Annotated in this window: 9 protein-coding genes and 2 pseudogenes; 5 read left to right on the top strand and 6 right to left on the bottom strand. The window is 70.8% G+C overall.

Translation table 11 applies throughout. The features are described 5' to 3' along the window. The first annotated feature begins 145 nt into the window (after positions 1-145). The gene (locus ACIGXP_RS12785; RefSeq protein WP_399767375.1) at positions 146-397 is read left to right on the top strand and encodes a hypothetical protein; all 252 of its coding nucleotides are present in this window, start codon (positions 146-148) and stop codon (positions 395-397) included. A 15-nt stretch (positions 398-412) separates the two neighbouring features. Here ACIGXP_RS12785 and ACIGXP_RS12780 read toward each other — a convergent pair whose 3' ends face one another. Continuing rightward, the gene (locus tag ACIGXP_RS12780) at positions 413-1,642 is read right to left on the bottom strand and encodes a hypothetical protein (protein WP_399767373.1); all 1,230 of its coding nucleotides are present in this window, start codon (positions 1,640-1,642) and stop codon (positions 413-415) included. Positions 1,643-1,808: 166 nt separating this feature from the next. Here ACIGXP_RS12780 and ACIGXP_RS12775 point away from each other — a divergent pair, with 166 nt between their 5' ends. Then, the gene (locus tag ACIGXP_RS12775) at positions 1,809-3,254 is read left to right on the top strand and encodes a glyceraldehyde-3-phosphate dehydrogenase (protein ID WP_363220295.1); all 1,446 of its coding nucleotides are present in this window, start codon (positions 1,809-1,811) and stop codon (positions 3,252-3,254) included. A gap of 75 nt (positions 3,255-3,329) precedes the next feature. Here ACIGXP_RS12775 and ACIGXP_RS12770 read toward each other — a convergent pair whose 3' ends face one another. The 4 genes from ACIGXP_RS12770 to ACIGXP_RS12755 form a co-directional block, all read right to left on the bottom strand. Further along, a complete protein-coding gene (locus tag ACIGXP_RS12770; RefSeq protein ID WP_399767368.1) occupies positions 3,330-5,300 on the bottom strand; it encodes a collagenase in 1,971 nt (656 codons plus the stop codon). 232 nt (positions 5,301-5,532) lie between these two features. After that, positions 5,533-7,401, bottom strand: a complete 1,869-nt coding sequence (locus tag ACIGXP_RS12765) for a HEAT repeat domain-containing protein (RefSeq protein WP_399767365.1) — start codon at positions 7,399-7,401, stop codon at positions 5,533-5,535. 431 nt (positions 7,402-7,832) lie between these two features. Further along, positions 7,833-8,786, bottom strand: a complete 954-nt coding sequence (locus ACIGXP_RS12760) for a LysR family transcriptional regulator (protein ID WP_363220208.1) — start codon at positions 8,784-8,786, stop codon at positions 7,833-7,835. Between the two features lie 184 nt (positions 8,787-8,970). Further along, the gene (locus tag ACIGXP_RS12755) at positions 8,971-9,858 is read right to left on the bottom strand and encodes an NAD(P)-dependent oxidoreductase (RefSeq protein ID WP_399767362.1); all 888 of its coding nucleotides are present in this window, start codon (positions 9,856-9,858) and stop codon (positions 8,971-8,973) included. A 67-nt stretch (positions 9,859-9,925) separates the two neighbouring features. Between ACIGXP_RS12755 and ACIGXP_RS12750 the strand changes: the two genes are divergently transcribed. Both ACIGXP_RS12750 and ACIGXP_RS12745 read left to right on the top strand, forming a co-directional pair. After that, a complete protein-coding gene (locus ACIGXP_RS12750) occupies positions 9,926-10,276 on the top strand; it encodes a helix-turn-helix domain-containing protein (RefSeq protein ID WP_363220206.1) in 351 nt (116 codons plus the stop codon). Between the two features lie 101 nt (positions 10,277-10,377). Beyond that, positions 10,378-10,569: pseudogene (locus ACIGXP_RS12745) on the top strand (Clp protease N-terminal domain-containing protein); the annotation flags it as partial. An 85-nt stretch (positions 10,570-10,654) separates the two neighbouring features. On the opposite strand, the gene proS reads toward ACIGXP_RS12745, so the two are convergent. Next, complete coding sequence (gene proS / locus ACIGXP_RS12740; RefSeq protein ID WP_399767357.1) at positions 10,655-12,067, bottom strand: proline--tRNA ligase; 1,413 nt, start codon at positions 12,065-12,067, stop codon at positions 10,655-10,657. A 99-nt stretch (positions 12,068-12,166) separates the two neighbouring features. Between proS and ACIGXP_RS12735 the strand changes: the two are divergent. Continuing rightward, positions 12,167-12,439: pseudogene (locus tag ACIGXP_RS12735) on the top strand (TetR-like C-terminal domain-containing protein); the annotation flags it as partial. Between the last annotated feature and the right edge of the window lie 46 nt (positions 12,440-12,485).

The raw sequence follows: 12,485 nt of genomic DNA, 5'->3' as shown, positions 1-12,485 counted from the left end.
CGGATCCGCCGTAAACCGGGTGGCAAGCACGTGCGCTTCAGGGTTGGCGGGCCGGGGCCGCGTTGCTCACCGGCCGGCCGCTGCTCGCACCGGCCGCCGGGCACACCGTGGCGACCGTCCTCCTCGTCCTGCCCAGGGCCTCTCCGTGTTCGGGGTCGGTGCGACGCTGATCAGCCGGATGCTGTACGAGGCCACGGACGACCCGTCGCTCGCGGGTGCGTTCGCGACGTCGGCGCTGAACGCCGGCGCCGCCCCGGGGCCGGTGCTGGGCGGCGCCGTGATCGACGGCGGCCTCGGCCGCCGCTCGCCGGGCTGGGTCGGCGCCCTGCTGGTGACCTTCGCACTCGCCGCCCTGGGCGGCGTTCGTCGGGGCGGGCGGGAGCGGCAGTCCGTGTGACGAGCCGGCGGTGGCTCACAGCGGGGAGTGGGCCACCGCCGTCACATAGGCGCCGAACAACAGGGACACGACGGTCAGGGCTCCGTAGACGACCACGGCGTGGGCCGGCCGGTGCCGCCAACTGCGGGCCAGGGCGCGGGCCATGGGGATGAGGAGCGGGAAGGCGGGCAGCAGGAACCGCGGCTTGGAGGAGAAGGAGCCGGAGCCGCCGACCACGAGCAGGACCAGGACCCCGGCGAAGACCACGAGGACCAGCGGGGCCCGTTCCAGGCACAGCAGCGCGAACAGCAGCACACCGATCACGACGATCATCAGGGCCGCCGGGTAGACGACACCCCCGCCGTACAGCAGCAGGGCTTTGAGGAAGCGCACCGATCCGGCGCCGAAGTCGAAGCGGGAGTCCCAGGCGCTCTGCACCTTGAAGTAGCCGCCGAGCATGTCTCCTATCCGGCTGCCCACCCACAGCACATAGCCGAGCCAGCCCAGCGGCGCCAGTACGGCACCGGCCCACAGGCTCACCGGGACCCGGCCGCGCTGCCGCAGCGCCTCGTACCCGGCGGCGAGGGCGACGGCCACGGCGATCGCGAAACCGCTCGGCCGCGACAGTCCCGCCAGCGCGGCCAGCGCCCCGGCCCACAGCCAGCGGCCTTTGAGCACGCAGTACAGGGACCAGATGGCGAGCGCGGCGAACAGCGACTCGGTGTAGGCGATGGTGAGTTCGACGGAGTGCGGCAGGGCGGCCCACAGCGCGACCAGTGCGGTGGCCACCCCGCGGCCGTAGAGGTGGTGGCCGATGACGTACACGCCGTACGCCGCCACACCCGCGGCGATCCAGGCGATGAGCAGCGCGGCCTGGCCGGGGGTGAACGGCAGGACCGTGGTCAACGCCCTGATGAGCCACGGATACAGCGGGAAGAACGCCCAGTCGCTCTGGACGTCGCCCTGCGGTGTGATCCAGATCTTGTGGCCGTAGCCCTGGGCCGCGATGTGCAGGTACCAGCGGGAGTCCCAGGAGTGGGCCAGGGTCTTGAGGAGCGGGTGGCCCCTGACCGCGTTCATGAGGATCACCGCGAGGACCCCGGCGAACCGGACGGCCACGAACAGGGCTAGAGCCGGCAGCGCTCCCTCGGGGATGCCGCGCCGGGTGATCCGCGGCAGGCCGGGGCGGCGGAGGGGACCGGAAGGGGCGGCCGACTCGGACGGCCGGGGTACGGAAGAGGTGCTCACTCTGTTGACCTTGGGCACGCCGGGTAAGACGTGCAAATCGCGACCCGGGTTTCTTACGCACTTCCACCCCGATTCAGGAATTGGTCAAGAAATGGGTGCACATCCCTTACCTCACCACCCCCGGGAGGAGCACCTGAGAGGTGTGGTTACCATATGAGCGCTGCCTAGCTCGAAAGATGGATCCGTGACTGTCAACGACGACTCGTTCACCAACTGGAAGATCCGCGAGGAGATCGCGGAGTCGATGATCCCGCTCATCGGGAAGCTGCACCGCGAGCGGGACGTGACCGTCCTGCTGCACAGCCGCTCCTTGGTGAACAAGTCGGTGGTCAGCATCCTCAAGACGCACCGTTTCGCCCGGCAGATCGCCGGCGCGGAGCTGTCGGTCACCGAGACCATGCCGTTCCTGCAGGCCCTGACCGCGCTCGACCTCGGGCCCTCGCAGATCGACCTGGGCATGCTGGCCACCACCTACAAGGCCGACGACCGAGGCCTGAGCGTGGCGGAGTTCACGGCCGAAGCCGTCGCCGGCGCCACCGGTGGGAACAAGATCGAGCGCCGTGAGCCGCGCGACGTCGTGCTGTACGGCTTCGGCCGCATCGGCCGGCTCGTGGCCCGCCTGCTGATCGAGAAGTCCGGCTCCGGCAACGGTCTGCGCCTGCGCGCCATCGTGGTCCGCGGCGGCGGCGCCGAGGACATCGTCAAGCGCGCCTCGCTGCTGCGCCGCGACTCCATCCACGGCCAGTTCCAGGGCACCATCACCGTCGACGAGGCCAGCAGCACCATCGTGGCCAACGGCAACGCCATCAAGGTGATCTACGCCGACGACCCGTCGGCCGTGGACTACACCGAGTACGGCATCCGGGACGCCATCCTCATCGACAACACCGGCAAGTGGCGCGACCGCGAGGGCCTGTCCAAGCACCTGCGCCCCGGCATCGAGAAGGTCGTGCTGACCGCGCCGGGCAAGGGCGACGTCCCGAACATCGTGCACGGCGTCAACCACGACACCGTCAAGCCGGACGAGCAGATCCTGTCCTGCGCCTCCTGCACCACCAACGCCATCGTGCCGCCGCTGAAGGCGATGGACGACGAGTACGGCGTGCTCCGCGGCCATGTGGAGACCGTCCACTCGTTCACCAACGACCAGAACCTGCTGGACAATTACCACAAGTCCGAGCGCCGTGGCCGCTCCGCGCCGCTCAACATGGTGATCACCGAGACCGGGGCCGCCTCCGCCGTCGCCAAGGCGCTGCCGGACCTCAAGGCGAAGATCAGCGGCAGCTCGATCCGCGTCCCCGTGCCGGACGTCTCGATCGCGATCCTCAACCTGCAGCTGGCCCGCGAGACGACTCGCGAGGAGGTCCACGACTACCTCCGTGAGGTGTCGCTGACCTCGCCGCTCAAGCGCCAGATCGACTTCATCACGGCGCCCGACGCGGTCTCCAGCGACTTCATCGGCTCGCGCCACGCCTCGATCGTGGACGCCGGCGCGCTGAAGGTCGACGGCGACAACGCGATCCTGTACCTCTGGTACGACAACGAGTTCGGCTACTCCTGCCAGGTCGTCCGCGTCGTCCAGCATGTGTCGGGCGTGGAGTACCCGACGTACCCGGCGACGGCGGTGTGACGCCGAAACCCTGAGCATGTGTGCGGCCGCCGACCGGGGTTCCGGTCGGCGGCCGCCGTGTTCGGGCGGGTGCGGTCAGGCCTTCGTCGGCTTGGCGCACGCGCCCGCGGCGCACGCCGTGAGCCACTGGTCGAAGTCGGCGTCGTAGCGGGTGCCGATGCCGTCGTGGTAGACGGCGTATCCGCCGGCGAAGTCACCGGCCCGGAAGCGGGCGAGCATGCGCTGCAGGTCGTCGGGGTGGTTCTCGGCCATGTAGCGCACGGCGAGGTAACCCCACGGGTAGGTGCGGATCACATCGCTGTTCTCGTAGGTGTTCTCGAACAGCGTGCTCAGCTTGTAGGTGTGCTTGCCGGCCTCCTGGATCGCCTGGTCGTCGGCGAGGCCGCGGTAGCTGTACGAGATGTACTCGGCCACGCCCTCGATCCACCACACGTCCGGCACGGTGGTCTCCTGGGCGAAGTCGCCCTTCATGTCGTCGCGGCCGTCGAGGAAGTGCGTGTACTCGTGGTTGAGGTTCCAGATCCGGGCGGTGAAACCGTCGTCGTAGTTCTTCTGGTACATGATCGACGTGACGTGGTTGGCCGGGTCGGTCGGGTCGCCGTCCAGGGTCATGCCGCCGTTGTCGGTGCTGATGCCGTAGATCGGCCCGGCATAGGTCTGGTAGTCGGCGCGGCTGGCGAAGACCACGAGCTGGATGGTGGAGACGTACTGGCCGGGTATCGCTGCGTCGGCCTTCACCACACCACGGAAGTAGGCGCTCTGGTTCAGCACGCTCGCGCAGGCGGCGTCGAGGTCGGCGGCGGTCAGCGACTGGGCGAGGACGGTGACGTTCCCGTCACAGTGGCGGCTGACCGGCAGGACTGCCCGGGTCAGCTTGCCCGCCAGGTCGCAGACGTCGTAGTAGGCGCAGTTGGCGCCGTCGTAGGAGTTGGCCTGTGTGGCGACGGAGACCCAGAGCCCGGCGGTGGGACCGGTGATCGCGGTCCGGTCCAGGACGTCCTTGGCCAAGGGCCGGACAGCGTCCTGAAGTTCGGGGTGCTCGACGTAACGGGCCAGGTTCATCCCGGCATTGGAGTCCAGGAAGGCCAGATCGGTGCCGAGCTGGTCGGTGTTGGCGAGCGCGAAGTCGTACAGGGTGTCGATGACGCGCGGGTCGGACTCGACGGCCTTCACGTACTCCGGGTTCCAGTTGCCGCGCCACAGCGGGGTGTAGACGTCGTTGACGGCCCGGATCATGCTGTCGACCGAGTCGTAGGAGCTGTCGTAGTCGTTCAGCAGCCGCCGGTAGACGTCCAGGTAGCGGCCCTGCTGGTCGGCGCTGTCGGTGAGGATGACGCTCTCGCCGAGGATGTCGCCGTTGGCCGCGCTGACGTCCCGGGAGTGGGAGCGGGCGAAGAAGGCGTCCAGGCCGGCCGTGACGGCGGAGGTGAGGCGGGGCGTGTACGACCCCACGTCGCCGGAGTGGTTGAACTGCACGTAGTAGCCGGCGCGCAGGAAGAGGACCAGTTGCTCGACGCTGCCGGAGTTGTCGCCGCGGTACTGTCCGGCCGCACGCGTGTACGCGTTCGCGACGGTCAGCATCTGGGCCTGGCGGAAGATGTCGTGCGCGTCCCTGCCGGTGACCGAGAACAGTGTGTTCACGCAGTCCGTGGACGAGGCCTTCACGAAGGAGACGAGAGCGGATCCGGTACGGCGGCCGAAGTCGGCCGGGGTGCACGAGGCCGCCTTGGTCACACCGCGCGGTGCGGCTTCCATGCTGCGGGTGAACGCCGGTGCCCGCGGCGGGAGCTGGGCCGGACTGAGCCGCCGGGCCTGGTTTGCGGAATGCTCGGTGACGGCGGTGGTCGCGCCCGCCGGCGACGGCACGGACGTGTGCCGGTGGGGAGCGGCGGTGGCAGCGGAGTGCGGCATCGGTGCCGCCGGTGCCGGCGTGGCCAGCAGACCGGTCACGGTGACGCAGACGGCCGCGGCGCCGGCCAGGCGTCCGCCGGTGCGGGGGTGCCTGCGGCCGGGCATGCGTCTGGGCAGCGCGAAGCGATAGCGCATCTGGATTCCTCCACGAAGGGATGCGCCTCTGTGGGGTGTTGAGGCGTGTGAGGCACTGTCTCAGCGGGCCGCCCGGCTCAACAATGCCGTGTGACATAGCACATGCCACTACCCGCTCATAACATCACGGTGCACCTTTGACACACCATTCCCGCATCTCCGCCACGATCCGCCGGACAGGCCTGGTACTCCAGTCGGAAGTCGTTGCCCGAGCTGGCCGGCTTTGTTGTCCCTATGACCCGGCGTCCTCATCGGCGGGGCCGTCGGGCGCGGGCGCAGCCGGCCGCGGGGCCAGGGCCTGGACCGCCGCCAGCCGGACGGTGTCATCCGGGTCGTGTTCGGCGCAGTCGCGGAGCACTCCACCGGTGCGGGGATCGTGCCTCCAGCCGGCCCCCAGCGCGGTGACGGCGGCCTCCCGCACGGAGGCGGCCTCGTCGTCCGTGGCGTGCCGGACGAGGGCGGACGCGGTGGCGGGGTCGTCGGGCCAGCCGGCGGCCAGTTCGGCCAGGGCGACATCGCGGACCATCTCGTTCCAGTGCCCGGCGTTGAGATGGTGGTGCAGGACGGCACGGGTGTCGTACTCGCCCGGCCATCGGGCGCACAGGGCACGGACCGCTTTGCACTGCGCGGTCTGACTCTCGTCGGTGAGGGCACGCTCGCGCAGGAACGGCGCGGTGTGCGGATCGTCTTGCCAGCCGGCGGCGAGCGCATCGAGCGCCGCCTCGCGCACGTCCAGGCTGTCATCGGATGTGGCGCGGTCACGCAGGAACGCGGCGATCGCGGGGTCGCCGGGCCATTGGGCCCCGAGAGCCCGCATCGCGCCCTCTCGTATCCAACTGTCCCGGCACTTCACCGCCTGGTCGCGGAGCCATTCGACCGTTTCCGGGTGGTCCCGCCAGCCCGCGGCGAGCGCCTCGACGGCCGTCATCCGCACGTCGGGGACCGGATCCTTGCGGGAGCGCCTGCGCAGCAGGCGTTGAGCCTTGGAGCTCCCGGCCGCGATCACCGCCAGGGCGGAGATCGCCGCAGCCCGGACATCGTAGAAGGGGTCCTTGACGGCGATCGTGCGGATCAGGCGCTCGGTTCGGCGATCGTCGCGCCACCAGGTGACCAGCGCGTCGAGCGCCGCTTCCCGCATGGTCCGCCAGTCATCGGCGCACAGCGACGCCAGCGATTCGAAGGAGACGTCACCCGCTCCCCCGGCATGTTCGGCGCCCCTGCTGTCCCCGGCGAACAGCGCGAGCCGGGTTTGCAGGGCCACGACGCGCACACGGGCGTCGAGGGCCGGACGGATCATGAGCGAGGACAGCTCCCGACGGAGCGCCTCCCCTTCCAGGCGGACATCTGCCGCGTCAAGGGTGCGGAGATAGTGCAGGGCCTGATGTATCGCCACCTCCCTTCCAGCCTCGCCGCACCTGAGCTCCGCCAGCACCAGTGCCACCCGTTCGGCGCCGTCGAAGTCGTCGTACTGGCCCTCCATCAACGCCCAGAAGGCGTGGCTGCGCACGTCCGGGTCGGTGTCGTTGGCGGCGCGGTCACGCAGCAGTGCGCCGGTGTCCGGATCACCGGCCCAGCCCAGGCCCAGTGAAACGACGGCCGTGAGGCGCAGGTCGTAGGGCTTGGCCTCGGTGGCCAGTCGCCGCAGAAACCCCCCGATCTCCGGGTCTCCCCGCCAGGCGTCCAGCGCGGCGATGGCGGCCTTCCGCACCTTGCGCGTACGGCCCCGTACGGCCAGGCCGCGCAGCGTACCGCCGACCTGCGGGTCGCCCGGCCACCCGGTGCCGAGATCAGCGGTGGCGAGATCGTCCCCGTGTTCGGCGTGCGCCTCCAGGAGGGCACGCGCCTGAGGGTCGCCGGGCCACGCTGTCGCCAGCGCGTGGCGGGCGGCCTGCGCCTGGTGGACGCGCCGGATGTCCCGGTCGTCGGCGAGGTCGAACAGCAACTGCCGTGTCTCGGGGTCGTTCCGCCACCCCTCGGACAGCGCGGCCACCGCGGCCTGTCTCACTGCCGGATATTCGTCGCTCGTGGCCAGGGCACGCAGAATCCGGCCCGTGTCACCGTCTCCAAGCCAGTCGGCGGCGTCCTGCACCGTCGCGGTCATCGGCCCCTCCCCTGACGACACGTTACCCCTTGGTCGCCCCAACGGGCCGTCCCGGGAGCCGCAGTTCGCAGTGATACCCGCCGATCGGAGCGGTACGGTGAACCCTACTGATCAGATCATCTGTCAGGATACGCCGTGGTACGGGTGGGTCGCTGCTTCTTCCCAGAACCCAGGGATGCCAAGTGGAAGACGAGTCGGACGAGTTGCACGAGCTGTTCGTGATCGCGTCCCTGGCCGCACAGGAGGGTGCTCGCCTCCTCCGGGACACCGACAAGACCGTGAGCGGTGCCGACCGGCCGACCCGAGCGGGGTCGGGTGCGTGCAGCTGCAAGGCGGAGGAGGGAGTCGACGCGGAGCGTCGGCGAGTGACGACAACGCGGCAGATGCGCGTGCCAGGGCCCGCGACGCCGGGATGATCCAGACGACACCCCCTAGGCGCCGGTGACGCTCCAGGTCCGCGAGGCCCAGGCCCGCAGGTGAGGTGCCTGGGCGACGAGGTCGCTGTAGGCCGCCGTCGCGGACTGGGACAGCGCCTCCACGACCTCCTCGGTGACGGTGTCTGGCCGCCAGGCCAGCACATAGCGGCACCACAGCGGGGAGCCGACCAGCGGCTTGACCACGACGTGCGGGATCGGCCGCAGCGTCGGCTGCACGAGGGACACCCCCAGGCCGTCGGCGATCATGCTCTGCAGCTGGGTCTGGTCACCGAGGAACTCATGGACCGTGACCGGGGTGAACCCGGCCGCCGCGCAGGCGTCGTAGAACACCCCGGGCCAGCCGGCGCCGTCGTCCGGGGTCACGAACCACGCGTCCTCGGCCAGATCGGCGAGCTGGACCTGGGCGCACTGACGCAGCCGGTGCCGGGAGGGCAGGGCCACGAACGTGGGTTCGGTGACGATCCCGCGATGCCGCACCGCGCCCGAGTGGCGCAGTTCCATGCCCGGATAGTCTGCGGCGATGGCCGCGTCCACCGCGCCGTCCTCCAGCAGCTCGACGATCCGCGAGGAGGCGTAGACGCTGGTGACCGCGAGGGCCAGTTCCGGCAGCCGGGCGCGGACGCGCGAGACCGTGCCGGACAGCATGGGTGAGTTGGTCGCCGCCACCCGCAGGGTACGGCGGGCTCGGGCGGCGGCCGGGCGGTGGCCGATGGCGTCGGCGCGGGCCAGTACGTCGCGGGCCTGGGCGACGACCTCGGCTCCGTAGCGGGTCGGCCGTACTCCGCTCGTACCGCGCTCGAAGAGCGGCTCGCCGAGGTGGCGCTCGATGCGCCGCAGCTGGGTGCTCACGGCGGGCTGCGAGTAGCCGAGCTGTGCCGCGGCCCGGCCCACGCTTCCTGCGTCGGCGATCGCGCACAGCACCCGCAGGTGCCGCAGCTCCAGCTCCATCGCTCCACTCCTCGTTCCGTCCACGGCCGCCCCGGAGATCCGTCCGCCTCCCGGGAAAACCACTGCTCACAGCCACCGCCGGCCGAGGTGCGGCCGGCGGACCGAAGCGTCGCACTGTGCCGCGCCCGGCACAAGTCGCAGGTCCGCCGAGCTGGGGCACCGCTTCCGAGCGGACCGGTCCGCGTCAGTGGCGGCCCAGCACCTCCGCGACCCGGATGAAGCCGTCCGCGCCGTGGCCGAGGCCGATGGTGCGCCGGGCCATGCCTTCCACGGCGCGCATCACGCCCGCGTCGATCCCGTGGTCCTCGGAAACGGCCACCACATGGGCCATGGTCGACGCGGCCGAGGTGAGGGGATTGACCGCCCCGGAGTAGGTGCCGTCGTCGGCGTCCTGCGCGAACTCGGCGAAGAGCGGTGGCAGGATCGCGCCGATGCCCTGGGCGAAGGGTGCCAGTTCCCCGGCGGTGACACCCTCCGCACGGGCGATCGCCACGGCGTGCGCGTAACCCGCCATCGCAGTCCAGAAGAGGTCGAGCAGCGCGATGTCGAACGTTGCGGCGCGCCCGATCTCCTCGCCGAGGTGGGTGTGGGTGCCGCCGAGCACCGCCAGTACGGGCCGGTGCTCCTCGTACAGGGCGCGCGGTCCGCTGTGCAGGAAGACCGCCTCGGGTGTCCCGATACTGGGGGCCGGCGTCATGATCGCGCCGTCCAGGTAGCGGATGCCGTGGGCGGCCGCCCAGTCCGCCGTCTCCCGGGCGCGGGCCGGGGTGTCGGCGGTGAGGTTCACCACGGTACGGCCCTTGAGGGCGGTGCTGACGGGCTCGGGCCGCAGAAGGGCGTCGACCGCGTCGTAGTTCACCACGCAGACGACGGTCAGGTCACCGGCGGCCACGGCCTCCTCGGCCGATCCGGCGCCGACCGCGCCCTGCTCGATCAGCTCCCGGTCCCTGCCCGGTGTGCGGTTCCAGACCGTGGTGCGCAGACCCGCCCGCAGGAACGCGCCGGCCAGCGAGCGGCCCATCGGGCCGAGACCGAGCACGGTGACGGCAGGAAGATTTGTGGACGTGGACATGTTTCAACTCCCGTATGTGTAAAGGACTGTGGCCGTACGGCCCGACGAGGAACAGAAGAGGACGCCGATGACACGCAGCCGCGCCCAGGATCCGAACGTCTGCGGGGTGACCGCTGCGATCGCCGTGATCGACGGCAAGTGGAAGACGTCCCTGCTGTGGCTGCTGGAGTCAGGCCCGCACCGGCCCGGCGAACTGCGGCGCCGGCTGCCGGGGTTGAGCGAGAAGGTGCTGACTCAGGCGCTGCGCGAGATGGAGGAGGACGGCCTGGTGCACCGTGAGGTGTACGACGTGCTGCCGCCGAAGACCGTGTACACGCTGACCGGTTTCGGCCGCGACCTGTCCGAGGCCCTGGGCCCTGTCTCCGAGTGGGGACACCGCCATGTGGAACGGCTCCGCGAACGCGGGGCGGCGTCCTGACGCACCACCGCTGTCACCTCCTCCCGTGCCGTCGCCGTGGTCCCTGACCTTGGAAAACAGCCTCTCCCGGGCGGGTCGCGCTGCCAAGTACGCACAAAAAAGTGGGTGTGCGGGCGGCGGTGCAGCACGGCAACCACCACATCGGCACGGAGCAGGCCGCCGAGCGCGTCGTTCGGACCTCGTACTCCCGCGGGGCGCGGGACACGGAACTCACCGACTGCGACCACCTGTTGCTCGGCCTGGCCGGAGTCGGGCGCGGGCCGACGGCCACCGTGCTCGCCGAGGCGGGTTTCACCGCGGACACCTGTACTGCCGGTTCCGCGGAGCACCAGTGCGGGCGGGCGCCCCCTCCCCCGGCGGCGGAGGCGCCCGCGTCCGTCAGTACGCCCGCGCCACGACCGCCACGTTCCCCGGCTGGTCGTCGCTCTCCGGGACCGAGCCGTCCGCCGCGACCAGGCACCGCACCGACACGCCCTGCTCGGCGAGCCTCGCCTCGCCCTCCGGGCCCAGCGTGGCCCAGGGAATGCGGGCCCAGCCGGTGCTCGCGGCCTCCACGGCCTCCTCCAGCGTGGTCACCTCGACCGTGCGGTCCTCGCGGCGTCGGCGGGACTGCTCCAGCAACAGCGCCTGGTCGTCCTCCAGCACCCCGGGCAGCAGCGTGGGCAGCGCCCCGATCGCGGTCGGTTCCTTGGTGCCCGGGACACGGCGGACCAGCACGGCGGTGCCGTTCTCCAGGTCGCGGGGCCCCACCTCGATCCGTACGGGCACGCCCTTCAGCTCCCAGTCGACCGCGCGCCGGCCGAACGGTACGTCCGTGCGGTCGTCGACGTGGACCCGGACACCCGCCTCCTTCAGCCGGTCGCCGATCGCATGGACCAGGTCCAGGACCGCCGCGTCGCCCTTGACGGCGAGGACCACCGCCTGCACCGGGGCCAGCCGGGGCGGGACGCGCAGCCCGTCGTCGTCCCCGTGCATCATCACCAGCGCGCCGACCATGCGTGTGGTGGAGCCCCAGGAGGTCTGCCAGACGTATTCCTGGGAGCCGTCCTTGGACAGGTAGCGGGTGTTGAACGCCCTCGCGAAGTTCTGCCCCAGCTCATGGCTGGTGACCATCTGGAGGGCCTTTCCGTCGCCCATCATGCTTTCCAGGGTGAGGGTGTTGACGGCGCCCGCGAAGCGCTCCTTGACCGTCTTGCGGCCGGAGACGTGGTCCGCCGCGAGGACGTTCTTCAGGAAGTCGCCGTAGACCTCGCTCTGGATGTGCGCCGCGAAGGCGCGCGCCTCCTCGTACGTGGCGTGCGCGGTGTGGCCCTCCTGCCACAGGAACTCCGTCGTGCGCAGGAACACGCGCGGGCGCAGCTCCCAGCGCACCACGTTCGCCCACTGGTTGATGAGGAGGGGCAGATCGCGGTAGCTGTTCACCCACTTGGAGAAGTACTCGTTGACGATCGTCTCGGAGGTGGGGCGGACCACGACGGGCTCCTCCAGCTCCTTGCCGCCCCCATGGGTGACGACGGCCAGCTCGGGAGCGAAACCCTCGACGTGCTCGGCCTCCTTGGTCAGGTAGGACTGCGGGATGAGGAGCGGGAAGTACGCGTTCTGGGCGCCCGTGTCCTTGATCCGGGCGTCCATGTCCTGCTGCATCCGCTCCCACAGACCGTACCCGTACGGTCGGATGACCATGGTGCCGCGCACCGGGCCGTTGTCGGCCAGCTCGGCCTTGCTGATCAGGTCCTGGTACCAGCGCGGGAAGTCGTCCGCGCGGGGTGTGAGTACGGGTGCCTTCGCCATGCCCGGCAGGCTAGGCCCCGCTCACCGCCGCCTGCGAACCAATTAAGGCCCCCGCCGGCCCCTCATGCCCAAGCCTTTCAGGCAAGTCCATAATGGCTCATGGCAGAAGGGGAGGCACGGAGACGTCCACCGCGACTAAGGGCCCGCGACGCCGGGATGATCCAAACGACACCCCCTAGGCCCGCGCACACCCCGGCCGCCGCGAGCGCCGGTGCATGGCACGCGCAGCTGACCCGGGCCGTCCTGCGCGGCTACGACCTGGCCGAGCCCGACCAGGCCCAGGCGGTCCGTCTCCTCGGCGGCGTCCTCCACGGCTACGTCGGCTTCGAACTGGCCGGCGGATTCGGCCACAGTGTCCCCGACTTCCAGGAGTCGTGGACGCGATCGCGGACGCCCTGGGCCCCCTGCTGCGCAATTG

The sequence above is a fragment of the Streptomyces sp. NPDC053069 genome (genome assembly GCF_044546895.1).
GTDB lineage: Bacteria > Actinomycetota > Actinomycetes > Streptomycetales > Streptomycetaceae > Streptomyces.
Note: the sequence above shows the minus strand (reverse complement) of the source record. Positions and strands in the feature narration are given on the sequence as shown.

Coding starts and splice junctions, on each gene's coding strand:
- ACIGXP_RS12760 (WP_363220208.1), bottom strand. CDS start 8,786: ATGGAGCTGGAGCTGCGGCACCTGCGGGTGCTGTGCGCGATCGCCGAC.
- ACIGXP_RS12755 (WP_399767362.1), bottom strand. CDS start 9,858: ATGTCCACGTCCACAAATCTTCCTGCCGTCACCGTGCTCGGTCTCGGC.
- ACIGXP_RS12770 (WP_399767368.1), bottom strand. CDS start 5,300: ATGCGCTATCGCTTCGCGCTGCCCAGACGCATGCCCGGCCGCAGGCAC.
- proS (WP_399767357.1), bottom strand. CDS start 12,067: ATGGCGAAGGCACCCGTACTCACACCCCGCGCGGACGACTTCCCGCGC.
- ACIGXP_RS12765 (WP_399767365.1), bottom strand. CDS start 7,401: ATGACCGCGACGGTGCAGGACGCCGCCGACTGGCTTGGAGACGGTGAC.
- ACIGXP_RS12750 (WP_363220206.1), top strand. CDS start 9,926: ATGACACGCAGCCGCGCCCAGGATCCGAACGTCTGCGGGGTGACCGCT.